Below are 23,054 nucleotides of genomic sequence, written 5' to 3'. Positions count from 1 at the left end.
AGGAATCAGTATGCGAAATGCAAACCACTTACTATAACAAATTAAATCGTTGCTGACTAATTAAACAGGGTTACGCTTTTAAATCTAGCATAAGTGCTAGCAGCTCCCTTTTCTCTTCGGCTGATAAACCGACACTTCTTGCTTTGGCCTGCAGGTTTTCAATTTGTTTTTCTACGCACTGGGCAATAATTTTATCCAGTGAGTCTAAAAAGATTTCTTCTTGGTTGTCCTCATCGAGTGGAATGTCCCAACTCGCGAGACGAGACAGAAGGGTCTCATTTTGGCTGTTTCGCCAATGCTCTAATAATTGGCCTGTGTTGATATGGGGATGCGCTTGGCATTTATCAAGTACATCAACAAATAAACTTAGACCAGGAATGGGCAAATCTCTAACGCTAGTTAGATCTGGCACCATACTTACGTATTGTGGGTTTTGAATCAGTAACGCGATCACTTCTCGCATCGGCGTTCGCTTGATTTCTTTATGAGGTTGAGGCCTTTTATCCTCTTTACCTTGTTTTGAAATTAGCTGCTGTAGTTGGCGTTCATCAACCAAACCCAAACGGCGGCCAAGCAATTCTCTCAAGTATAGTCTTAAAGTGCCGCCAGGGACTTTATCAATGAGAGGAACCGCAAGAGTACTCAGTTTTGCCATGCCTTCTTTCGTGCTCATATCGACCTGCTGAGTCAATGAGCTGAACATGAATTCAGACAAGGGCATCGCATTAGACACTTGCTGCTCAAATGCTTGTTTTCCGTTTTGTCGGATATAAGAGTCGGGATCTTCTCCATCCGGCAAAAACATGAATTTTAACTGGCGACCATCCGTTAGGTAAGGCAATGCATTTTCCATGGCACGCCACGCGGCTTCACGGCCTGCGCGGTCACCGTCATAACAACACACGACGGTGCTTGTTTGCCTGAATAACACTTGCAAGTGATCGCCCGTTGTCGAGGTTCCCAATGAGGCAACGGAATAATCTACGCCATATTGAGCAAGCGCGACAACATCCATATAGCCTTCAACCACTAAAATTTGTGGTGGCTCACGGTACGCTTGTAGTACTTCATAAAGGCCATACAACTCTTTACCTTTATGAAATATCGGGGTTTCGGGTGAGTTGAGATATTTTGGTGTCCCATCACCTAATACTCGACCACCAAAGCCTATTACTCGACCGCGTCTGTCTCGAATAGGAAACATCACTCGACCACGGAATCGGTCGTAGCGGTTGCCTTTATCGTTTTCAATCAACATGCCGCCAGTGACGAGCATGTCTTGGTTTTCTTTATTCTGGCCAAAGTTCTTACGAACTAAATCCCATTCATCAGCCACATAGCCGATGCCAAACTTCTGGACGATTTCACCAGACAGGCCGCGATCTTTTAGATACTCAATCGCCACCTTACTTGCTGGCTGTTTGAGTTGGTTACGATAAAATTGAGCAATGCTGCCCATTAAGTCGTATAGGTTACGTTTTTCACTGCTGCTTGCTTGTGGGCCTGATTGAAACGAACCATTACCGCCGCTACGTTGTTCGCGAGGAACATCTAAACCCAAGTATGAAGCGAGTTCTTCAATGGCTTCGACGAATTCTAGTCGGTCGAATTCCATCAAAAAATCGATGGCATTTCCATGCGCGCCACAACCAAAACAATGGTAGAACTGCTTTTCTTGACTGACACTGAATGAGGGTGTCTTTTCGTTGTGGAACGGGCAGCATGCGCCGTAGTTTTTGCCTTTTTTCTTAAGTTTCACACGTGCGTCGATGATATCGACAATATCAAGTCGAGCTAGAAGGTCATCGATAAAACTGCGAGGGATGTGTCCAGCCATAAAACCTAACAAAAAAAGAAGATGATGAGTGGAGTGAATGCCTTAAAAGAATGAGCGTATTGCCCATTGATTTCATTCCATCCATCCAGATACAAACAAGCCGTGCGCTCCAAAGGATAGCACGGCTTGCTGCAATTGGGTGGGGTACCTTAAGCCAATTTAGCGCGAACTAAACCGCTTACTTTACCCATATCTGCACGCCCTTGAATTTGCGGTTTCAGAACGCCCATTACTTTGCCCATGTCTTGCATGCCAGCTGCGCCAGATTCAGCAATCGCGTTCTCGATGAGAGCCGCTACTTCTTCGTCTGTCAGTGGTTGAGGCATAAAGTCCTCAAGAACGGTAATTTCTGCTTGTTCCGCATCAGCAAGATCTTGACGACCCGCTGCTTCAAACTGCGCTACAGAATCGCGACGTTGTTTAACCATCTTGGTCAATACTGCAAGAATGTCGTCATCGTTCAGAGTAATCTGTTCGTCAACTTCACGTTGCTTGATTGCTGATAGGGCTAAACGAATAGTACCAAGGCGCAATTTGTCCTTGGCTTTCATCGCTAATTTTTGCTCTTCTTTGAGTTGATCAATCAGAGCCATAACTAAATTCCTTTTGGAGCTCAGTTATTAGTACAGGCGAACGCGACGAGCGTTTTCGCGAGCTAGCTTCTTAGCGTGACGCTTTTGAGCTGCTGCTTTAGCGCGTTTGCGAACTGTAGTTGGTTTTTCGTAGTGCTCACGACGACGCACTTCAGAAAGGATACCTGCTTTTTCGCAAGAGCGCTTAAAACGACGTAGAGCAACGTCGAACGGTTCGTTTTCACGTACTTTAACTACTGGCATATGCCTTTCACCTCAGGGGTTATTCGTTAACGCTGGTATTCAACAGACCAAATCACAATTGTTAGGTCTCTTACCAGCTTGATCAAAAATGGTGCGGAATTTTAATCCGATCACAACTACTTTGTAAAGCCTTTTGTCGATTATTGTCTGTACAAAATTTGTTTGCAGCACCAAGGCGAGGTAATATGACGCCCAAATTTCCTCTATACAGAAAGCATACTGAGAAAACCATGCGCATTATTGGTATTGAAACCTCTTGTGACGAGACTGGCATCGCAATTTATGACGATGAAAACGGTCTCTTGTCACACAAGCTATACAGCCAAGTAAAACTGCACGCAGATTACGGCGGTGTGGTGCCTGAGTTGGCTTCACGTGACCACGTAAAGAAAACCATTCCTCTTATTAAAGAGGCACTAAAAGAAGCGAACTTAACTTCAAAAGACATCGATGGTGTCGCGTATACCGCGGGGCCTGGTCTTGTTGGGGCGCTATTAGTGGGTGCGACTATCGGTCGCAGTATTGCTTATGCTTGGGGAGTGCCAGCGGTACCTGTTCATCATATGGAAGGTCACCTATTGGCCCCAATGTTGGAAGATAACCCTCCACCGTTCCCGTTTGTGGCGGTATTAGTATCGGGCGGCCACTCTATGATGGTGGAAGTGAGAGGCATCGGTGAGTACAAAATTCTAGGTGAGTCGATTGATGATGCGGCGGGCGAAGCGTTTGATAAAACAGCGAAGCTAATGGGTTTGGATTACCCAGGCGGTCCACTATTATCTAAACTGGCGGAAAAAGGTACACCGGGTCGCTTTAAGTTCCCGCGCCCAATGACGAATGTGCCAGGTTTGGACATGAGTTTCTCTGGTCTAAAAACCTTTACGGCTAACACGATTGCTGCAAACGGTGATGACGAGCAAACTCGCGCGGACATCGCATTAGCATTTGAAGAAGCTGTGTGTGCTACGTTGGCTATTAAATGTAAGCGCGCGCTTGAGCAAACAGGCATGAAACGTATTGTTATTGCTGGTGGTGTGAGTGCTAACCGTCGTTTGCGAGCTGAGTTAGAGAAGTTAGCGAAGAAAGTTGGCGGCGAAGTTTACTACCCACGTACTGAGTTCTGTACAGATAACGGTGCGATGATCGCTTACGCAGGCATGCAGCGCTTGAAGAATGGCGAAGTGGCTGATATGTCAGTAGAGGCTCGTCCACGTTGGCCAATTGATCAACTAACACCTGTCGCTTAGTCAAATTTATGCGGTAGGTTTGAAACCGGTTCTGTGTAATAAAGGTCTCTGCTCCTCAGAGGCCTTTATTTTTAATTATTCAATGAACCGCCTCGTTTTACATTCTGACTGATGCGAGCAGTTCGCTATTGTTTCAGTGCTAGGATGACGTGGAAGAATAAGAAATGGATATAACAATGAATAAGTTTGAAATTGAAGGTCAGCAACTTGCTTATCTAGATAAAGGTGAGGGCCCTGTGCTTCTATTTGGTCATAGTTACCTTTGGGATAGCCAAATGTGGGCGCCGCAAGTTGAGGTTTTAAGCCAGTCATTCCGTTGTATTGTGCCAGATCTTTGGGCACATGGTGAATCGGATGCTGCACCTGCATCGACACAGTCATTGGCCGACTATGCACAACATATGTTGGCATTGATGGATCATTTAGATATCGAAGAGTTCTCGATAGTGGGCTTATCTGTTGGCGGCATGTGGGGAGCAGAGCTAACGGCTCAAGCGCCGCAACGTGTTAAGTCACTGGTATTGATGGATACCTTCATTGGCTGGGAGCCAGAAGTTACGTATAAGAAGTATTTTGCAATGCTTGATACCATCAGCCAAGTCCAAGCAGTGCCTGCGCCAATTATTGAAGTCGTTGTGCCGCTGTTCTTTGCCAACAACGTCAATCAGGATAATCCTAAACTTGTCGCTTCATTCAAACGCAGTTTAGAAGACCTGAATGGTGAGCGTGCGGTGGAAGTCGCTCGCATAGGGCGCATGGTGTTTGGTCGCCGTGATGTGATTGAGGATTCGGAAAAATTTGCTCTGCCGACGTTAATTGCAGTGGGCTGTGAAGATAAACCACGTCCAGTTTTTGAATCTTATTTAATGAAAGACTGTATCACAGGCAGTGAGTTGGTGGAGATTCCCCAAGCTGGACACATCAGTTGTTTAGAGCAACCTGAGTTCGTCAACCAGATGTTGTTGAACTTCCTGAATCGAGTTCATGCATAACCAATACATCCTTCTTTAAACGAAAAACTCGGCATTAAGCCGAGTTTTTTTGTGTCAGTTTTTTCTCGCCGATTTTTGGCTCGTCGCCAGACAAAAGCCGACGAATATTTTGATGATGCTTAAATACGATTAAGCAGCACAGCATAGCAACAGGTAACGTGTATTGCGGTTTAAACATCCAAGTATAAAACGGAGTGACCAAAACCGTGACGAGAGCCGCTAAGGATGAATAGCGGAATAGCGCGGCTACTGACAGCCAAGTTAACATTACCAATCCTGTTAAGTCCAAACCAATCGGAGCGATAGCGCCAAGCGCGGTTGCGACACCTTTTCCGCCTTTAAAGTGGAAAAAGATAGGGTACATGTGGCCAAGACAGGCAGCAATGGCGATGACGCCAAGAATGATAGGGTCGATACCAAGAAAGTATCCGCCCCACACGGGGATAGTGCCTTTGAGCATATCGCACAACAAGACTGAAACAGCGGCTCCTCGTCCGCCAATACGCAATACGTTCGTTGCTCCAGGATTGTTAGATCCCACACTGCGTGGGTCTGGCAGTTTTAAGAGTCGACAGATCAAAACCGCACTGGAAACCGAACCTAATAAATAGGCGGCCATTGTCATTATCAGTGCCAGTGCGTCCATAGAAGTCCTTGATGGATTGGAATTTAATGCTCGGTTCCCGCGTAGTTGCTATCATACCCCGAATTTACATAATGCAGAAATCCTCACTGTGATAGAGCTTGCATTATGTGATTTCTTGTATATAAAGATGCTTTCGCAGTTTATACCTAAGTAACATTGTGATGACCAAAGTAAATGTTACTTAGGTATAGAATACTACGATCAAATTACCCCTCACGGGTATCCGACCTCTGTAATAGAAGGACATAAGATGGCTCTGGATAAAGTTTTTATTGAACAGTTAGAAGTAATCACCACAATTGGCGTGTACGACTGGGAACAACAAATCAAACAAAAGTTGGTTCTAGATATTGAAATGGCACACGATAATAAACCTGCGGGCAAAAGTGATGATGTGCAAGATGCACTGGATTATTCGCAGGTGAGTGAGGCGGTACTTAACCACATTGAAAATGGTCGTTTCTTACTGGTCGAGCGCGTGGCTGAAGAAGTAGCAGAGCTTATCATGCAGCGTTTCTCTGTGCCTTGGGTGAAAATCCGCCTAGCGAAGCCTGGCGCCGTGCCACAAGCACGTGCTGTTGGTGTGGTGATTGAGCGAGGCCGAGCATGATCACCACCTATATCGGTGTTGGGACGAACGTAGAAAGAGAGCAACATGTGCTTGCTGCGTATCAGGAGCTGCAACGGCTTGGAGAAAATCTCCTCGTATCACCGATATATGAATGCGAACCTATTGGTTTTAGCAGCAAGAATTTCTACAACTTTGTCGTTGCAATGCGTACCGAGTTGTCATTAGAAGAGTTGAGCCATCAACTACGCGAGATTGAATTTAAGTGGGGACGCGAAGAAAACGCGCAAAAGTATCAGGATCGAACACTGGATCTCGATATAGTGTTGTTCGGTGAGCGCGTCTCCAAGAAAAAACCTGAGCTACCTCGCAGTGATATCTACAAATATCCTTTTGTCACAAAGCCGCTGTATGATCTCGAACCGCAATTAGTGATCCCAGGCGATGGACGCACAGTCGCAGACATTTGGCATGCTATGCAGCCAGTCGATTCGCTCAAACCCGTTTCCTTTCATTTTTAATTTGAGTTGTTTACATGAGTTATTTTGAAGCCTTTATATTGGCTCTGATTCAGGGGCTGACAGAGTTTTTGCCTATCTCAAGCTCTGCCCATTTGATCCTGCCTTCCGCTATTTTAGGATGGGAAGACCAAGGTCTGGCCTTTGATGTTGCTGTTCACGTCGGTACATTAATGGCTGTCGTGATCTATTTTCGTCATGAAGTAATCACTTTGTTTCAAGCGTTATTTGCTTCGATCTTTAAAGGAGATCGCAGTAAAGAAGCTAAATTGGCTTGGATGATCGTGATTGCGACGATTCCAGCTTGTGTGTTCGGCTTATTGATGAAAGACATCATTGAAGTGTATCTACGTAGCGCTTACGTCATCGCGACTACCACGATCGTATTTGGCTTGTTGCTATGGTGGGTAGACAAAAACGCTGAACTCGTTGCCGATGAATACCAAACGGGTTGGAAGAAAGCTGTATTTATCGGTATTGCCCAAGCCTTAGCGATGATTCCTGGAACTTCACGTTCAGGGGCGACCATTACAGCAGCGCTTTACCTTGGCTTTACTCGAGAAGCGGCTGCCCGCTTTTCATTTTTAATGTCGATCCCAATCATTACATTAGCTGGTAGCTACTTAGGTATGAAGTTAGTGACCAGTGGTGAACCTGTCCATGTTGGTTTCTTACTGACTGGCATTATCACATCGTTTATCAGTGCGTACATCTGTATCCACTTCTTCTTGAAGATGATTTCACGCATGGGCATGACACCGTTTGTGATTTACCGTCTGATTTTGGGCGTCGGTTTGTTCGCTTTTCTATTAAGTGCATAATTGATGTTAACGAAAAACGCCCGTGAAATCCGCGGGCGTTTTTGTTTGTTCGTTACTTCTTAAGTGCTGCTTTCACTGCTTCAATACGTCGTTTTTCTTGCTCGTCACGAATCGCAGGGCCTTTAAAGCCCTCTTTGATTATGGTTTGAACGTCAACTGCCGCTGCTGCTTGGTAGGCTTGCCTAAAAATATCCGCCTGTGGATATGGTTGCGTTTCCAGTCCTTTACGACCAGCGTGATCCGCTTGGCAGCAAAGCAAGATATCTTGCAGACGTTCGGACTTACGCCACACATCAAGTTTATTGAGTATTTTAATTATGGTTTGTGGTTTAAGTTCAGCTGCGCGATGAATATTGGAGTGCTGTTCGCACACCATCAACGCTAAATCACGAAACTCATTTGGTACCCGGACACGTTCGCACAGCTTTTTGATCAGTTTTAATCCTGTATGGCAATGCATTTTGTGGCTTGGCCATTCGCTCTCTGGCGTCACGCCTTTACCCAAGTCATGCACTTGGGCGGCAAACCTGACGGGGAGTGAGTTACTCAATTTTGCGGCTTGCTCTGCCACCATCAAAGTATGGATGCCAGTATCGATTTCTGGATGCCACTTCTCAGGTTGAGGTACGCCAAATAGTGCATCAATTTCAGGTAACACCACGGTTAATGCACCACAGTCTCGTAGAACCGATAAGAAAATATCAGGGCGAGGAGTAGAGAGAGATTTATGCCATTCTTGCCAAACACGCTCGGGAGTCAGTGTGCTCAGCTCTCCGGACTCTGCCATGTGACGCATTAACCGCATAGTTTCGTCGGCAACCGTAAAGTCTAGATCAGCCAGCTTTGCAGCGAAGCGAGCGACACGTAAAACGCGTAGAGGGTCTTCAATAAAGGCGTCTGATACATGGCGTAGCAGTTTATCGTTGAGATCTTGCTGGCCACCATATGGGTCATGGATCGTGCCATCACTCTCCATTGCCATCGCGTTAATGGTTAAATCACGACGTATCAAATCTTCTTCTAAGGTGACGTTTTGATCGAAGAAACATTCAAAGCCAGTGTAACCAGAACCTGACTTTCTCTCTGTTCGTGCAAGGGCATGTTCTTCTTTACTTTTGGGATGCAGAAATACAGGAAAGTCTTTACCAACGGCGGTGTACCCTTGGGACAACATCATCTCAAGCGTCGCGCCTACGACCACCCAATCATTGTCATAACTATCAATTCCGAGCAATTTATCTCGAACTGCGCCACCTACTAAATAAACTTGCACGAATTACCTCTTAATTTATGGATATGCCGTTGGACATTGTAGCAAGCAATGGTACTTTTCTTTACTCCCGAGAGTAGATGCGGCTATGTTTATATTATATCTGACTATTCTCAGGTGGTTTTTTAGCTGGAGAGCCTAATGTATAAGGACTTTTTTGGGTTTGTCGAACAACCATTTTCGATTGTTCCAAACTCACGTTATTTGTATTTAAGCCAACGTCACAAAGAGGCAATCACACATCTCCAAGCTGGGCTAGGCGATGGCGGTGGCTTTGCTATGCTTACTGGCGAAGTAGGTACAGGCAAAACGACCGTCGCAAAAGCGATGCTGGCGAATTTGGGTGATAACACCAAAGCGGGTCTTATTCTCAATCCCACGTTTTCGAGTAGAGACTTGCTCGAAGCCATTTGCGATGAGTTCAAAATCACCTATCCGCCAGATGCAAACCTCAAACAGCTAAACCAGGTTATCCATCAATATTTGCTGCGTAATTATCGTTCAGGCTGGCAGACATTGCTGGTCATTGATGAGGCTCAACACCTTGCTGCCGACGTTCTAGAGCAGTTGCGCTTGTTGACCAACTTGGAAACCGATACCAGAAAATTGCTCAAAGTGTTGTTGGTCGGGCAGCCTGAATTGCAGCGGTTATTACAAACAACACAACTACGCCAACTTGCCCAGCGTATTACCGGGCGTTATCACCTGTTGCCGTTGGATGAAAAAGAGACAGAAGATTACATCGCATTTCGACTACATACAGCAGGTGGCGACCAGCAACTGTTTAATCGTGCTTCTTGTAAACTTATAGCCAAATACAGTCACGGTATACCGCGGCTCATCAACCTTATCTGTGACAAATCCCTCAACATTAGTTATCACCAGGGTAATGTGGTGGTGGATAAGCAAACCGTTCAGCAGGCCTGTGAAGAGGTGATGCAGTTTCAGGCAGATATTTATCAGCAAGATAAAAAAGAGCGCCGGACTTTCCGTTGGCCTGCTTGGGGCTCTGTCACGGTAGGCCTTATTGCTGCATTAAGTACGGGGTGGGCGGTCGTGAATTATATGCCAGCTCAAGCGACGTCAGTGTTGACACAAGTGACGGAGCCAAGAGTAGAGCCAACACCAACCGTCGTAAGCCAACAGTTAACGGATGAGCAGCGTGATTTATTGTTAACACAAAAACAGTCGAACCTCGCTGTAAATGATTTGTATCGTTTGTGGGGGTATCAAGCATCGGTTCGCGATAATCTTTGTTTGTCAGAACCGCAGTCGACTATGCGTTGTGAGCGTAAAATGGCGACTTGGCCGCTGTTGATGCAACAAAATCGCCCTGTGATCTTGGAGTTGAATTATCAAGGTGATGTTGGGTATGTCATTCTATATGCCGTCGGTAATGACCAAGCTGAAGTGCTCAATGGCAAGCAGCGTCTGCGTCTGCCAGTTTCGTGGCTAAAGCCGTTGTGGCAGGGCAATATTATCGAACTGCGGCATGCTCCGCTGAATGAAACATTACGTTTAGACATGGAAGGCCCTGCGATTGAAGTATTAGACCGATTATTAGCAGAAGCGGTGAGTGAGCCACTGCTTGAAACGTCTATTTTTGATGGTGCGATGAAAGAGCGAGTCGAGTTATTTCAACGTTGGCAAGGAATTGGTGTCGATGGTATTGCAGGTAAGCGAACGCTAGACCGACTTCAGCAAAATGTTCAGCCAGATGCGCCTCAACTGGCGAGAATAGAGAAGGAGGACGCATAATGTCAGCTGTGAAACATATAGGTCTCTTCTTGCTGCCAATCACTGCTTCTGCTATCGGAGTCGCTTGGTACTTAGATCTCTTTGCACCGAGTGTTGAAGTAGATACAACGTCCCCGATAGAAAAGGTCGAAGTGGTATCACCTTTCAAAGTATTAGACTATCCAGAGAACACCCAGTTGGCCCAATTGCCAAGAGAGTGGCCAAGTGCAGAGCTATCGCGTGATTTTGGTACATTTACCACCCCCGATGAATACACGAGCCATACACCAAGCAGAGATGAAACACGCGACTCAGCATCAACCCAAACGACTTCTGCTGCTGAAGAGGACCTCGGGTTGTCTTTGGATGATCTGGATTTATCCTCATTATCTCCAGATTTAGCTAGGAAGGTCGAAAATGCCTTATCCCGAGATGATGACAATTCGTCATCACAAACGGCACGCGTGAACGATTTAGAGCGCAACGCTCACCAGTGGCAAGGGCGTCTACCTGCGCTTAATTTGCAAACCCATATGTACGCTAGTGATGAAAATCGCCGTTGGGTGAAAATTAACAATGTTGAGTATCATCAGGGGGATGTCGTTGATGATCAGGTCACTCTAAGAGAAATACAACCGCAAGCTGTGATTGTTGAGTTCCAAGGTGAGCAAATTCGTATACCAGCGTTGTATGAGTGGAAAGGGTAACTCTTGTAGAAACACATCAAGCCAGCGAAATCATATCGCTGGCTTTTTATTTTTCAGAGCATCTTTTGCATCTATTCTGGTGATGATTTCTAGATACTCAAACAAGCAAAATATAGCTTTCCTCAGTCGTTTAAATAGCACCAATATCATTCATCTATTGATAGCGCGATTCCAGTCAGCGTTGTGTAAAAAGACACCATCTTCACGAACTTCGGAGTAATGACTTGGTCCACGTTAGACCCCATCACATAATAGGAGTCTAAACAGAGACACATGCGTATTCTGATTTTTTCTTTAAGCATTGTTGCATCGACAAGCTATGCAGCAAAGCCAGACCCATTCCCAGTTACACCAGATAGTCGCGGGCAAGATTTCATGGTCAGTGCGACGAATCCTTACGTGAGCAGTACCGGTTACTCAATATTGAAAGAAGGCGGTAATGCTGTTGATGCTATGGTCGCGATGCAGATGGTGATGTCTGTCGTTGAGCCAGATATGACCGGAATTGGCGGCGGGACTTTCGCGCTGTTTTATCAACATGACGAGAAAAAATTTCTGGCCCTTGATGGTCGAGATGAAGCGCCCTCTAGCGCGAACCCTGAAATGTTTGTTGAGAATGGGGAAGTACTCAGTCGCAACGAAATATTAGGCCCTCGTTCTGTTGCGGTTCCGGGCACATTGCGGTTGCTTTACACCACTCATGAACAATATGGCAAGTTGCCATGGGCAGAGCTGATTAAGCCGGCGATTACATTGGCGAGCAATGGGTACGCGATGAACAGCTACACCTACGACATCGTAGTAAGAGAGCAAAGCCGACTTGAGCAAGATCCGGAAGTGAAAGCCTTGTATTGGCAAGGGGACGATATTAAGCCGACGGGAACCTTGATGAAGAACCCTAAGATGGCTGAGACGCTGAGGAAGATCGCGCAACAAGGCGATCGTTACCTTTATGGTGGTGAGCTTGGTCAGCACATCGTAGAGACGGTTAATAGTCGTATTGATGACCAACACGAGAAGTTGTCTTTAGAAGATTTTAAACATTACCAAGTGAAGCAGCGTGACATCATTGAGAGCGACTACCGTGGGAATAAAATCGTCTCTTTTGGTTACCCAGCTTCGGGCGGTGTGATGGTCGCTCAGAGTCTTGAACTGCTCGCACCCTATGACATTGCCCATATGGCGAAAACGGATGTGGAACCTTGGCGTCTCATGACTGAAGCGATGCGAATTGCAAAAGCCGATCGTATTGCGTATGCCGGAGATCCGGATTATGTGGAAACGCCAGTTGAACAGTTGTTGTCTAAAGCCTATCTAGATCAGAGACGTGATTTAATCCCTGATAATGGCACTTTAAAAGAGGATCCAAAAGCAGGACAGATAACGCAAACTCAGTATGCGCAATATCAAGGCTTCGAGAGCAAAGATACAGGGCATATTTCTATCGTCGATAGAGATGGAAATGCAATTGCGATGACCAGCACGGTAGGAACGGGTATGGGCTCGGGTGTGATGGTCGATGGCGTTATCTTGAATGCGCAGATGGCTAACTTCTCACCTCAGCCAACGGTTAACGGCAAGCCTACGCAAAACTCAATTGAAGCGGGCAAGCGTCCACGTTCGGCTATTACGCCATTAATGGTGATGGACAGTGATGATAACTTGCGTTTGGTGGTTGGGTCACCAGGTAGTTCACAAATCCCGGGGTATGTACTCAAAACCGTGGTTGGGGTGCTGGATTGGAATTTATCAGCGCAAGAGGCTATTGACTTACCAAACATCCAGTATGGCACTAAGATAGACCGCACCAAGTCTTATGACCCGACTGGTTTGCTGGTGGAAAAGAAAACGTTCGCAGAAATGTTGGTGCCTGAGTTTATGGAGCTTGGCTACCCAGTGCACGTTATTCCAGTGGTAAGCGGTTTGAATGCAATTGAGCTAAAAGATGGCAAGCTTTATGGCGCAACGGATCGTCGTCGAGCCTCTAGTTCAATGGGGGAGTAGTACTCACTTCTATCAAACGAAGCAAACTAAAAAGCCAGTCAATATCGACTGGCTTTTGCGTTCTTTTTAAAGATAAAAGCGTAAGGGTTTATGCCCAACCCGCAGGAGAGCGCTTTCTACGAGGCATGACATGCGGAAGAATCAAACCAAATAGTAAACCTAAACCTGCAACACCGCCGCCATAAGTGAAGTACTTAAGCAGCATGTCATCTTTTTGTGTATCCAGCTTTGCGCGTAGCTCGCGGTTTTCTGTTTCAACAGAAGTAAGCTGATCACTGATCTCAGAGTATTTATTTTCTAGATCTGAAATTTGTTGGTTACGTGTTTCGAGAGAGGTAACAAGACCTGCTTTCTCTGCATCAGAAGTTTGACGAGCATTAGCAAGCTGCTCTTTTACTTCGGCTAGCTCTTTCTCAATGCGAGGAAGGCGAATTGCCATGCTCTCTTGGTTTGTCACAAACTTGCTTTGTACCCAACCAGTGCGACCACGGTCATCACGAACTTGCGTGTAGCCAGTATCTCGGTTGGTTTTAATCAGTTGTACTTTAGAACCGGCGTTAACACTACCAATAATACGGTAGGTGTTATTTGGACCTGAGTGCATAAAAGTGAAGAGGTCATCAGAAATATAACGGTCTGCTGCTAGGGCCGCTGGCGCTGCTAGCAAAGTAAACAAAACCGTGATGATTAGTTTTTTCACAGTAAATCCCTTAACGATTTTTCTTGGAGACAGCGTTGGCACCGAATGATTGGAGCCGGAAATAGACGAATAGTATGCAGTTTCAAACTTCGGTGCAACAAAGAAGGGAGGCAAAGCCTCCCTTTCTGTGCGTTTGAGTCAATAATGACAAAGCGCTTACATTCTATTGACGAGTGTCTTAAGCGAACATCGCTTGAAGTCCGTAGAAGAATACTACGGCCAATAACGCACCCGCTGGTAGTGTAACGATCCATGATGCCACGATGTTACGAACTACGCCTAGGTTCAGTGCTGCGATACCACGAGCAAAGCCAACACCGAGAACCGCACCAACCAATGTTTGAGTGGTTGAAATTGGCAGGCCTGTACCAGACGCTAGAACTACCGTACATGCTGTTGCTAGCTGTGCTGCAAAACCGCGGCTAGGCGTTAGCTCAGTGATGCCTGTACCAACGGTTGCCATTACTTTGTGACCTAGTGTTGCAAGACCGACCACGATACCAATACCACCAAGAGGTAGAATCCACCAAGCGATGGTGCTTTTCGTGCTGATTTCGCCCATGTGTTCAACAGTCGATACGACAGCAGACAGTGGACCAATGGCGTTTGCAACGTCGTTTGAACCGTGTGCAAATGCCATCGCACAAGCGGTGATAACCATCAGAACGCTGAAGATACCTTCCACGCCAGAAAAGCTGCGGTCTTCTTCGCGATTAGCGAATTTTTTCTGGATGTATACGTAGCCGCCAATCATCACAAGTGCTGAAACTGCTGCTGCCCACATCCAGGCTTCACCATTGGTCAGGTGAAGACCAACGTGTTTTAGACCTTTTTTGATGGTTACAAGTGCAATCACCATTGTTGTGATGAACATGTAAACAGGTACAAAACGTTTCGCGTTAAACAGAGGGTTTTCAGTATCAAAAATCAGGCGCTGTGCGCTGACAAAGATAACGTAAGCAAAGAAACCTGAAATCACTGGCGTAATAATCCAGCTACCAACAATGCCTTGAACGCTGCCCCAGTCAACCGCTTCAGTACCTACTGATACGCATGCAAAACCAATGATTGCACCGATGATTGAGTGAGTCGTTGATACTGGCCAGCCCATGTAAGAAGCAAGAAGCAGCCATGTACCTGCTGCTAAAAGCGCAGACATCATGCCGTAGACAAGAACATCTGGTTGACTAGCAAATAAAGAAGTTTCGATTACACCTTTACGGATAGTGTCGGTTACTTCACCGCCTGCAAGGTAAGCACCTGCAAATTCGAAGATCATCGCAATGATGATAGCTTGTTTTACAGTTAGCGCTTTTGAACCTACAGATGTACCCATCGCATTAGCAACGTCGTTCGCGCCAATACCAATCGCCATCATGAAACCAAAAATCGCTGCAACAATAATCAGGACAGTGCCGTAGTTCGCAAGGATATCCATCGTAATACCTAGTTGTTTTATAACAAGCGGAACAAAATTTTACGCGCGCCAAACCATAAGACGATGAAAATAGTCATCGTCCCTATGACACGTGTTAATTATGCTCTTCGTTATGTCGTTAACTTTATGTTTTAAGATCGAGATAGCATGACTTCCAAACGAGCACCTACGCGCTGCGCTTGGTCGGCAATACCACCTACCCATTCAAGAATCTTGTATAGGAACATGACATCGATAGGGTTCATGTCAGCTTCAATCACCATCAACTGTTGGCGAAGTTCAATCTGCATGGCATCGGTATCATCTTCGATAACGTCTAATTGATGAATCATTTCAGCGACGAGCGTCACTTCACGGCCTTTGAAGCCGGTTTCTAGCAATTCATCAAGTTCATTGATTACCTTTTGCGCCTGATCGGCAGCATCAAGACAACGTTGAACGTAAGCGAGGAAGTTTGGTTGGAGAGCCTCAGGGATGACAAGTTGACGACCATATACACGGCCAGCAATGTCTTTTGCCAGGTTTGCAAGTTTGTCCTGTTGAGTCAAAAGCTCAAGCATGTCAGTACGGTCGACTGGCATGAACAAACCGCGAGGCAGTTTTAGACGGATTTCACGTTTCAGCACATCCGCTTCTTTCTCTAGGTGAGAAATTTGTGCACGGATTTCTGCTGCTTTTTCCCAATCACCCTTTGAAGATACTTCAAAGAATTTCACCAAGTGTGAACAACATTCGTTGACACACACAACGTGGCGTTGCAAAGGCTTAATTGGGGACTTTGCAAATAACCCCATAATTGTATTTACTGGCATGGTCATTCAACCTAATAACTATAACCTTAAAAAAACATACACCATTTCTGAGTGCTTGGCGAAATGTTGAACGATGGCTATAAAGGCGCGCATGGTAACGCATTAAATCGCTCATTAAAACTGTTTTAGATCATCATTCCGGCGATATTTCTCTCTTGCCGTGTGAGAAATTACGCAATATCCTGTTTCTATCTGCTTTGAAAGGTATAGCTATGGAAACCGAAATAGAACTGAAGTTTTTTGTTTCTCCTGAATTTTCAGAAACTTTAAAAGAAAAAATTTCTGAGACAAAAGTACTTCAGCATAGTTGTCGTGACTTGGGTAACACCTATTTTGATACTGCCGATAAATGGCTTCGAAAGCACGACATTGGTTTAAGAATTCGCCGTTTTGATGATGTATTCGTCCAAACCGTAAAGACAGCAGGACGCGTCGTCGCAGGCTTACATCAAAGACCAGAATACAATGCTGAGCACACTAGCGACGAGCCTAATCTGTCGCTTCATCCTCTAGATATTTGGCCTCCAGGTAAAGATGCAGAAACGCTGCAATCCGAGCTTATGCCATTATTCTCGACCAACTTCACACGTGAACAATGGCTGATTGGCATGCCCGATGGCAGTCAGATTGAAGTTGCCTTTGACCAAGGCTTAGTTGTAGCCAAAGGTGAAGACGAAGAAGAGAAGCAAGAGCCGATTTGCGAAGTTGAACTGGAACTTAAGTCAGGCCAAACCGAAGCTTTATTCACGCTGGCACGCAGCTTTTGCGAGCAAGGCGGTATGCGCTTGGGTAACTTGAGCAAAGCGGCGAAAGGTTATCGACTTGCAAGTGGTTATGCGGGTGATGAAGTAAAATCATTGGCACTTGTGGACAGTAGTCCGACGGATACCGTTGAATTTTGCTTGATCAACTCTTTAGAGCACGCTTTGTCTCATTGGCATTATCACGAGCAAATTTATGCTGAGCGTGACAGCGTGGAAGCACTGCGTGAAATCAATAATGCCATTCGTTTCATTCGTCAAACATTGACTATTTTTGGCGGGATTGTCCCTCGTCGCGCGAGCGCGATTCTGCGCCAAGAGCTTAAATGGTTGGAAGAAGAACTGAGTTGGTTGGATGAGCATGCACACCTTGAAGAGCTTTTAGATGACAAAGGCAATGTGCTGCGCAAGTTGGATGCGCGTAAGTTCTTAGTATCTGAGTTGACTCAGCAGTTACAAGAGTTGCCAAGCCGTGAAGAAGTGCTAGGGTTGCTCAATTCCGCGCGTTACACAGGGTTACTGCTGGATCTAAGCCGCTGGATCTTGGCGCGCGGTTGGCAGCCATTTCTTGATGAAAAAGCACGTGAAAAAATGGCAAGTAACATCATGCCGTTTTCAGTTACTCAGCTCGATCGCACTTGGGCTGAGCTAATGGAAGCTTTCCCAGCAGAGCGCGATTTGACGGCGCAAGAGTACGTTGATCAGCGTTATCGCTTATTGCGTAACCTCTATACTGGTATTGGTTTCGCGAGTTTGTATAACTCGGATGAGCGTAACAGCTTCCGTTTACCATGGGCGGATCTGGTGCATGGTATCGATGATCTGCTAATGCTGAACCACTTGCTCCCGTTGGTTGATATGCTGGAAGACGCAGAAAAAGAGCAGTTAGAACGCTGGTTGCACCGTCAAGAGCGCTCAATTTTGCATGCAATGGATCAAACCCGAGCGATCAGTATGGAAGTACAGCCTTATTGGCGTGAATGATCGTTCTGGTGGTAACGACAAAAAAATAGGACCGCATGGTCCTATTTTTTTGTCTCTGTTTTACGTTGTTGTAGCTCTTTTTCCATGAAATCGAGTCGTTCTAGTATTTGCGCTTGTTGGGTTAGGAGCTGCTCGAGCATACGTTCTTTATTGATTGAACTGTGTGTCTGTTGTTTCGTTGGGGCAGTAAGGATAGAGGTGATAAGACCCGAGATCATACCAAAGATACCCACCCCGCAAACAATGATGATGACAGCCAAAAACTTTCCTATGGAGGTCACAGGATAATGATCGCCGTAACCAACCGTTGAGATCGTTACAAATACCCACCACAAAGCATCGGCGCCAGTGCGAATATTCGCTTCTGGGTTTTTCGCTTCGATAAACAGCATTGCACTAGAACCGAGCGTTATGAGGATAACCATCAATAGCAGTATAGAGGCGACCGTAGTTTCGCGGCGGTTTTCTTTGAGCTGATGCAAAATGAACTTTGACGAACGCAGTACTAATACCACTCGCATAATATGAAAAATACGAGCAAAGCGCAGGGGCTCTATCAATGGGATACTCGCCACGAAATCTATCCAATGACGTTTAAGGAATAACCAGCGATCTGTGGACCGGATCAAATCAATGGTGAGCTGTAGTAGAAAAATACTACAGATTATGAAATCCAGACCGATAAGAACTTGACGGGTTTCGTGATCGATCGGGAAAAACAACAAGCCAGAGATCACAAATAGTGCCATAAAAGACAATATTAGTGACAACAGGCCCATCGGTCGTGTGCTGTCTTTGATATCATTGTTTTTCATACGAAGCTCAAAATAAATCGCGTAACCACGCAAAGCGCGAACATAACTATAAGTAATATAAAGATTATAGATAAAGACTATATAAGACTCGGTGGAGAACTGACAATGGAAAAGCTGGCATTTAAGCCATGGGAAAGGGTCATATCCGACATTCGACTGGTGCCTAAAATGGTCATGTTGATGGTCTTCAGTACTGTCCTGATCGTGGCAAAACAACTGTGGGACGCAAACACTTTTTACGACTCACTTTTAGCGGCGACACAAAACGCGCAAGTTGCCCAACAGCATTATGAAGCATATTTAACGCAAGTTGCTTGGCAAACCGCCTTATTGATTGTGGTTTTTGTCGTGCTCTTATTAGCGGCGGCTAGAGTGATGTTGCGTCAAACACAGTATCTGAGCGACGCGATCAAACTGATGGCGAGCAAGAACCTCTCTGTTCCATTTGGTATGGATTGTAAAGATGAATACGGAGACGTGGCACGTGAATTAGAAAAGACACGTCGACAATTGCACGATGTTATTCAAATGCAAATTAATGCGTCTGATGAATTATCAACGCTCACCGAAGTCATGACACTGAGCATGTCGGAAACGAAGGAATCGGCGCAAGAAGAGTTTAACGAAATTGATCAACTTGCTACGGCGATGAGTGAAATGTCGTCGACGGTCCAAACGGTTGCGGAACATGCCCAGACGGCCTCTTCTCTGACAGAGCAAGCTTCCGCACAAGCAATTTCTGGTCAGCAGTTCTTGCAAAGTACAATGGCGAAAATGAGTGAACTTTCGTCGGATATCGCTTCATCGGCACAAGCGGTTAACCAAGTTGAAGAACGTGTTGAAGCCATTGGTAGCGTTGTAGGGACGATTCAAGGCATTTCTGAACAAACCAACCTGCTTGCACTGAATGCGGCGATTGAAGCGGCGCGAGCTGGCGAGGCTGGGCGGGGTTTTGCTGTGGTTGCAGATGAAGTTCGTAACCTTGCCCAACGTACACAACAAGCGACGGTAGAAATTCAAGAGATGATCGCACAGCTGCAAACCAGTGCTGAATCTGCGGTAGAACTCATGGAAAAAAGCGTTGTAGAAGCGGCAGATGGAAACGAGCTGGTTTCTAATGCTGGATCTGAGCTCGATGGTATTGTTGGGCAAGTGACGCAAATCAATGACATGAACTTCCAGATCGCGACGGCGTCTGGTCAGCAAAGCAGTGTTGCAGAAGAGATGAGCCAAAACCTCACCAATGTACGTGAGTTGGTTGAAGCCTCAGTTGTTGTTGTTACCGAGCTGCTAGAAACCTCTGAAATGATGCAAAATAATGCAGGTGAGCTAGACAAGAAGATCAAATCTTTCCAAGTTTAATATTCGATCCCGAACTTTTGATAAAACGCCCACAAACCTTTTGTGGGCGTTTTTATTTGCTTTCAGTCTGGTATAAAGAATGAGTTACCGTGCTTTTCAAACAAGGAAGAAAAATGCAGCTGCCTTCGCCACTGATTTCTATCGCTGAATCTGCCGTACAAAACGCCCAAGACGCAGGTTATTTTCCCCTTTGGCCCGATGAGGTTGCGCAGCAATTTCGTTATGTGGCGGGCTTAAGCCAGTTTATAACTGAAGCCATTCATCGCGATGAAGTCCTAGCCCGTGAGTTGCCAAGTATGTTAGCGCAGCCAAGTCGTCAGGAGTCTTACCGCTCACGCCTTGCTGAACTGTTGGAACAATGTCCTGATGAGATGTCTGGTCATCGCGTATTGCGTCAGTTTCGCAATCGAGAAATGGTGTACATTGCGTGGAAGGATTTCACGCATGCATGGTCTCTAGAGACGTCTTTAAGCCACTTATCTGAGTTGGCAGAAGCGATGATTTTTGAAACCTATCAATGGCAATATCAAGTGTGTTGTCAGGAGTGGGGCACGCCAACAAGTGAGGACGGTGAAGTGCAGCCGATGTTAATTATCGGCATGGGGAAACTGGGTGGTGGCGAGCTAAACTTTTCTTCCGATATTGATCTAATTTTCACGTATCCAGAGAATGGCGAAACCCAAGGCGCACGCCGCAGCATTGCCAATGCCCAGTTCTTTACTCGTCTTGGTCAACGCATCATCAAAGCGCTCGACCAACAAACCTTCGATGGTTTTTGCTACCGCGTCGACATGCGACTTCGCCCATTTGGAGAAAGTGGCCCCTTGGTAATGAGCTATGCCGCACTTGAAGATTATTACCAAGAGCAGGGGCGAGATTGGGAACGTTACGCGATGATCAAAGCTCGGGTGATGGGATGTGAGATGTACCCGCAGTATCAAGAGCTACGCCAAATGCTGCGCCCTTTTGTTTTTCGTCGTTATATTGATTTCAGTGCGATTCAATCTTTGCGTCGAATGAAGTCGATGATCAGTAGCGAGGTTCGCCGCCGAGGGTTGAATAACAACATTAAGCTAGGTGCGGGTGGCATTCGAGAAATTGAATTTATCGCTCAAGTTTTTCAATTGATTCGAGGTGGTCGAGAACCTTCTTTACGTAATCGAGGGCTGTTGGAAACGCTGCAAGGCATTGAAGAACTGGCATTGCTTACTCCACAAGAAGTCAGCGATCTAGAAGCCGCATACAAGTACTTGCGTCAATTAGAAAACTTGTTGCAAGCAATGGCGGATAAGCAAACCCAGACGCTGCCTGATTGCGAAACCGAACGCTTAAAGCTCGCCACCGCGATGAAAATGAGCTGTTGGGAGCAATTGATTGAGCAAACCCAGCAGCATATGGCAAATGTTCACCAAGTTTTTGAATCACTAATTGGTGATGATGAAGAAGACGAGGGGACTACCGTTGCTCGTCATTTTCATGAGCTATGGGATATGGCCGACAAACAAGACGTTCTTGAGCATATCTTGCAGCAGGATATTCAGATTGAAGACTTTGCTTCATGCGCGAAAACCATCATCAACTTTAAAACCGATCTGGCCAAAAAAACGTTAGGCCCACGTGGACGCGAAGTGCTCAATCGTTTGATGCCGAAAGTGTTTGATGCGGTCTTTGCCCATCCTGATGCACAGTTTGGTTTATCTCGTGTACTTCACTTGCTACACAACATCTGCACTCGCACGACTTACTTGGAATTATTGGATGAGCATCCAGCGGCTCTGGTGCAGCTCGTACGTTTGTGTACCGCAAGCCCAATGATTTCAGAGCAGCTGTCTCGTTATCCTATCTTGCTTGATGAGTTGATCGACCCTGCGCAGCTGTACAATCCCATTCCATTAGACAGTTACCGTACAGAGCTACGTGATTATTTGGCGCGTATTCCTGAAGATGATATGGAACAGCAAATGGAAGCGTTGCGTCAGTTTAAGCAAATTTGTATTTTGCGTATTGCAGCGGCAGATATTGCTGGCGCATTGCCAGTGATGAAAGTGAGTGACCATTTAACTTATTTAGCGGAAGCTATCGTTGATGCGGTGATCAGTCAGGCTTGGTTGCAAGTGTCTGAAAAGTACGGCGAGCCAACGCATGTGAAAGATCGTGAAGGTAAAGGCTTTGCTGTAATTGGCTATGGTAAAGTCGGAGGGTGGGAGCTCGGCTATAACTCCGATTTGGATATTGTCTTCATGCATGACTGCCCCGTCAATGTCTACACTGACGGCAAGAAAGAGATTGATGGTCGTCAGTTCTACCTTCGTTTAGCACAGCGTATCATTCATATTTTCTCCACTCGCACCGCTTCCGGTATTTTATACGAGGTCGATACCCGATTGCGTCCGTCCGGTGCATCGGGTTTGTTGGTTAGCCCAACAGACGCGTTCGACGACTACCAACATCAAGACGCGTGGACATGGGAACATCAAGCACTTGTCCGCGCGCGCATGATTTATGGTGATGAACCACTGGCAATTGCATTTCACAATACGCGGCATGATGTGTTGTGCAAAGCACGCGATCAAGCTGAACTGAAAAAAGACGTTGTCGAAATGAGAGAAAAAATGCGCGGTCATCTTGGGGGGAAAAAGCCAGGCCGCTTTATGCTCAAGCAAGATGTAGGTGGGATTACCGATATCGAATTTCTCGCTCAGTACCTAGTGCTCAACTATAGTCACGATAAGCCGAAATTGACGCGTTGGTGTGATAATGTGCGCATCTTTGAAACGCTCATTGCGCAAGATGTTATGGACGAAGACCAAGCAATGCAGTTGATACGTGCTTACACGACAATGCGAAACGAAATACACCGCCGAAATCTACTTAATTTAGACGCTGATGTGGTGGAAGATAAGTTTGTTGCCGAAAGGGAGTGGGTAAAACAGGCTTGGAATCAGTGGTTCAGTTAAGACCATATATTTAGCCTCGATAAGGGCTGTGATAAACTCACT

20 protein-coding genes are annotated in these 23,054 nt (G+C 45.9%); 11 read left to right on the top strand and 9 right to left on the bottom strand.

Features of this window, described 5'->3' with window-relative positions; genetic code table 11:
* Positions 1-70: 70 nt before the first annotated feature.
* The 3 genes from dnaG to rpsU form a co-directional block, all read right to left on the bottom strand.
* A complete protein-coding gene (gene dnaG / locus J4N43_RS13745; RefSeq protein ID WP_005379719.1) occupies positions 71-1,837 on the bottom strand; it encodes a DNA primase in 1,767 nt (588 codons plus the stop codon).
* Positions 1,838-1,986: 149 nt separating this feature from the next.
* On the bottom strand, positions 1,987-2,430 hold the full coding sequence (locus tag J4N43_RS13740) for a GatB/YqeY domain-containing protein (protein WP_005379720.1): 444 nt from the start codon (positions 2,428-2,430) through the stop codon (positions 1,987-1,989).
* 27 nt (positions 2,431-2,457) lie between these two features.
* Positions 2,458-2,673, bottom strand: coding sequence for a 30S ribosomal protein S21 (gene rpsU / locus J4N43_RS13735; RefSeq protein ID WP_001145625.1), 216 nt, complete (start codon positions 2,671-2,673; stop codon positions 2,458-2,460).
* 230 nt (positions 2,674-2,903) lie between these two features.
* Between rpsU and tsaD the strand changes: the two genes are divergently transcribed.
* Both tsaD and J4N43_RS13725 read left to right on the top strand, forming a co-directional pair.
* The gene (gene tsaD / locus J4N43_RS13730) at positions 2,904-3,920 is read left to right on the top strand and encodes a tRNA (adenosine(37)-N6)-threonylcarbamoyltransferase complex transferase subunit TsaD (RefSeq protein WP_005379854.1); all 1,017 of its coding nucleotides are present in this window, start codon (positions 2,904-2,906) and stop codon (positions 3,918-3,920) included.
* A 176-nt stretch (positions 3,921-4,096) separates the two neighbouring features.
* Positions 4,097-4,912: an alpha/beta fold hydrolase gene (locus J4N43_RS13725; protein WP_031781123.1), complete on the top strand. Its 816-nt coding sequence runs from the start codon at positions 4,097-4,099 to the stop codon at positions 4,910-4,912.
* 34 nt (positions 4,913-4,946) lie between these two features.
* Here the strand turns inward: J4N43_RS13725 and plsY are convergent, their stop codons facing one another.
* Positions 4,947-5,558 carry a glycerol-3-phosphate 1-O-acyltransferase PlsY gene (plsY, locus tag J4N43_RS13720; RefSeq protein WP_005379857.1) on the bottom strand — a complete coding sequence of 204 codons (612 nt, stop codon included), beginning with the start codon at positions 5,556-5,558 and terminating at the stop codon, positions 4,947-4,949.
* Between the two features lie 250 nt (positions 5,559-5,808).
* On the opposite strand from plsY, the gene folB reads away from it, so the two are divergent.
* From folB to J4N43_RS13705, 3 genes are read left to right on the top strand one after another with little or no spacing between them, the layout of a single operon-like run.
* Positions 5,809-6,168, top strand: coding sequence for a bifunctional dihydroneopterin aldolase/7,8-dihydroneopterin epimerase (folB, locus tag J4N43_RS13715; RefSeq protein WP_005387458.1), 360 nt, complete (start codon positions 5,809-5,811; stop codon positions 6,166-6,168).
* The gene (gene folK, locus J4N43_RS13710) at positions 6,165-6,647 is read left to right on the top strand and encodes a 2-amino-4-hydroxy-6-hydroxymethyldihydropteridine diphosphokinase (protein ID WP_005387457.1); all 483 of its coding nucleotides are present in this window, start codon (positions 6,165-6,167) and stop codon (positions 6,645-6,647) included. The genes folB and folK overlap by 4 nt, the downstream gene beginning before the upstream one ends.
* A gap of 14 nt (positions 6,648-6,661) precedes the next feature.
* Entirely contained in the window at positions 6,662-7,465 is an 804-nt protein-coding gene (locus J4N43_RS13705; protein ID WP_137281697.1) for an undecaprenyl-diphosphate phosphatase, read from the top strand.
* 52 nt (positions 7,466-7,517) lie between these two features.
* Here J4N43_RS13705 and J4N43_RS13700 read toward each other — a convergent pair whose 3' ends face one another.
* Complete coding sequence (locus J4N43_RS13700) at positions 7,518-8,738, bottom strand: multifunctional CCA addition/repair protein (RefSeq protein WP_158159553.1); 1,221 nt, start codon at positions 8,736-8,738, stop codon at positions 7,518-7,520.
* 138 nt (positions 8,739-8,876) lie between these two features.
* Between J4N43_RS13700 and J4N43_RS13695 the strand changes: the two genes are divergently transcribed.
* The 3 genes from J4N43_RS13695 to ggt all read left to right on the top strand — a co-directional run bounded on the left by J4N43_RS13695 (position 8,877) and on the right by ggt (position 13,183).
* Positions 8,877-10,493, top strand: a complete 1,617-nt coding sequence (locus J4N43_RS13695; protein WP_025768392.1) for an ExeA family protein — start codon at positions 8,877-8,879, stop codon at positions 10,491-10,493.
* On the top strand, positions 10,493-11,179 hold the full coding sequence (locus J4N43_RS13690) for a general secretion pathway protein GspB (protein ID WP_005379904.1): 687 nt from the start codon (positions 10,493-10,495) through the stop codon (positions 11,177-11,179). The genes J4N43_RS13695 and J4N43_RS13690 overlap by 1 nt, the downstream gene beginning before the upstream one ends.
* 273 nt (positions 11,180-11,452) lie before the next feature.
* On the top strand, positions 11,453-13,183 hold the full coding sequence (gene ggt, locus J4N43_RS13685) for a gamma-glutamyltransferase (protein ID WP_025768393.1): 1,731 nt from the start codon (positions 11,453-11,455) through the stop codon (positions 13,181-13,183).
* 88 nt (positions 13,184-13,271) lie between these two features.
* On the opposite strand, the gene J4N43_RS13680 is transcribed toward ggt, so the two are convergent.
* From J4N43_RS13680 to J4N43_RS13670, 3 genes are all read right to left on the bottom strand, one after another.
* The gene (locus J4N43_RS13680) at positions 13,272-13,883 is read right to left on the bottom strand and encodes a TIGR04211 family SH3 domain-containing protein (protein WP_005379900.1); all 612 of its coding nucleotides are present in this window, start codon (positions 13,881-13,883) and stop codon (positions 13,272-13,274) included.
* Positions 13,884-14,061: 178 nt separating this feature from the next.
* A complete protein-coding gene (locus J4N43_RS13675) occupies positions 14,062-15,321 on the bottom strand; it encodes an inorganic phosphate transporter (protein ID WP_005379898.1) in 1,260 nt (419 codons plus the stop codon).
* A 131-nt stretch (positions 15,322-15,452) separates the two neighbouring features.
* Positions 15,453-16,133, bottom strand: a complete 681-nt coding sequence (locus tag J4N43_RS13670) for a TIGR00153 family protein (RefSeq protein WP_005379896.1) — start codon at positions 16,131-16,133, stop codon at positions 15,453-15,455.
* Positions 16,134-16,345: 212 nt separating this feature from the next.
* Between J4N43_RS13670 and J4N43_RS13665 the strand changes: the two genes are divergently transcribed.
* Positions 16,346-17,878 carry a CYTH and CHAD domain-containing protein gene (locus J4N43_RS13665; protein ID WP_158159554.1) on the top strand — a complete coding sequence of 511 codons (1,533 nt, stop codon included), beginning with the start codon at positions 16,346-16,348 and terminating at the stop codon, positions 17,876-17,878.
* A gap of 41 nt (positions 17,879-17,919) precedes the next feature.
* On the opposite strand, the gene J4N43_RS13660 is transcribed toward J4N43_RS13665, so the two are convergent.
* Positions 17,920-18,693, bottom strand: a complete 774-nt coding sequence (locus J4N43_RS13660; RefSeq protein WP_025768395.1) for a potassium channel family protein — start codon at positions 18,691-18,693, stop codon at positions 17,920-17,922.
* Positions 18,694-18,798: 105 nt separating this feature from the next.
* Between J4N43_RS13660 and J4N43_RS13655 the strand changes: the two genes are divergently transcribed.
* Both J4N43_RS13655 and glnE read left to right on the top strand, forming a co-directional pair.
* Positions 18,799-20,055 carry a methyl-accepting chemotaxis protein gene (locus tag J4N43_RS13655; RefSeq protein ID WP_005379890.1) on the top strand — a complete coding sequence of 419 codons (1,257 nt, stop codon included), beginning with the start codon at positions 18,799-18,801 and terminating at the stop codon, positions 20,053-20,055.
* Positions 20,056-20,168: 113 nt separating this feature from the next.
* Positions 20,169-23,012, top strand: a complete 2,844-nt coding sequence (gene glnE, locus J4N43_RS13650) for a bifunctional [glutamate--ammonia ligase]-adenylyl-L-tyrosine phosphorylase/[glutamate--ammonia-ligase] adenylyltransferase (protein WP_064368976.1) — start codon at positions 20,169-20,171, stop codon at positions 23,010-23,012.
* The last annotated feature ends 42 nt before the right edge of the window (positions 23,013-23,054 follow it).

This window comes from Vibrio sp. SCSIO 43009, assembly GCF_023716525.1.
In the GTDB taxonomy this organism is placed as follows: Bacteria; Pseudomonadota; Gammaproteobacteria; order Enterobacterales; family Vibrionaceae; genus Vibrio; species Vibrio alginolyticus.
This window is presented reverse-complemented; position numbering and strand designations above follow the sequence as displayed.

What these genes read in the sequence shown, in the direction of transcription:
- rpsU (WP_001145625.1), bottom strand. Translation starts at nt 2,673, where the DNA reads ATGCCAGTAGTTAAAGTACGTGAAAACGAACCGTTCGACGTTGCTCTA.
- J4N43_RS13740 (WP_005379720.1), bottom strand. Translation starts at nt 2,430, where the DNA reads ATGGCTCTGATTGATCAACTCAAAGAAGAGCAAAAATTAGCGATGAAA.
- J4N43_RS13725 (WP_031781123.1), top strand. Translation starts at nt 4,097, where the DNA reads ATGAATAAGTTTGAAATTGAAGGTCAGCAACTTGCTTATCTAGATAAA.
- glnE (WP_064368976.1), top strand. Translation starts at nt 20,169, where the DNA reads ATGCAGCTGCCTTCGCCACTGATTTCTATCGCTGAATCTGCCGTACAA.
- J4N43_RS13690 (WP_005379904.1), top strand. Translation starts at nt 10,493, where the DNA reads ATGTCAGCTGTGAAACATATAGGTCTCTTCTTGCTGCCAATCACTGCT.
- J4N43_RS13705 (WP_137281697.1), top strand. Translation starts at nt 6,662, where the DNA reads ATGAGTTATTTTGAAGCCTTTATATTGGCTCTGATTCAGGGGCTGACA.
- J4N43_RS13670 (WP_005379896.1), bottom strand. Translation starts at nt 16,133, where the DNA reads ATGCCAGTAAATACAATTATGGGGTTATTTGCAAAGTCCCCAATTAAG.
- J4N43_RS13660 (WP_025768395.1), bottom strand. Translation starts at nt 18,693, where the DNA reads ATGAAAAACAATGATATCAAAGACAGCACACGACCGATGGGCCTGTTG.
- dnaG (WP_005379719.1), bottom strand. Translation starts at nt 1,837, where the DNA reads ATGGCTGGACACATCCCTCGCAGTTTTATCGATGACCTTCTAGCTCGA.
- folK (WP_005387457.1), top strand. Translation starts at nt 6,165, where the DNA reads ATGATCACCACCTATATCGGTGTTGGGACGAACGTAGAAAGAGAGCAA.
- ggt (WP_025768393.1), top strand. Translation starts at nt 11,453, where the DNA reads ATGCGTATTCTGATTTTTTCTTTAAGCATTGTTGCATCGACAAGCTAT.
- folB (WP_005387458.1), top strand. Translation starts at nt 5,809, where the DNA reads ATGGCTCTGGATAAAGTTTTTATTGAACAGTTAGAAGTAATCACCACA.
- J4N43_RS13675 (WP_005379898.1), bottom strand. Translation starts at nt 15,321, where the DNA reads ATGGATATCCTTGCGAACTACGGCACTGTCCTGATTATTGTTGCAGCG.
- J4N43_RS13655 (WP_005379890.1), top strand. Translation starts at nt 18,799, where the DNA reads ATGGAAAAGCTGGCATTTAAGCCATGGGAAAGGGTCATATCCGACATT.
- J4N43_RS13665 (WP_158159554.1), top strand. Translation starts at nt 16,346, where the DNA reads ATGGAAACCGAAATAGAACTGAAGTTTTTTGTTTCTCCTGAATTTTCA.
- plsY (WP_005379857.1), bottom strand. Translation starts at nt 5,558, where the DNA reads ATGGACGCACTGGCACTGATAATGACAATGGCCGCCTATTTATTAGGT.
- J4N43_RS13695 (WP_025768392.1), top strand. Translation starts at nt 8,877, where the DNA reads ATGTATAAGGACTTTTTTGGGTTTGTCGAACAACCATTTTCGATTGTT.
- tsaD (WP_005379854.1), top strand. Translation starts at nt 2,904, where the DNA reads ATGCGCATTATTGGTATTGAAACCTCTTGTGACGAGACTGGCATCGCA.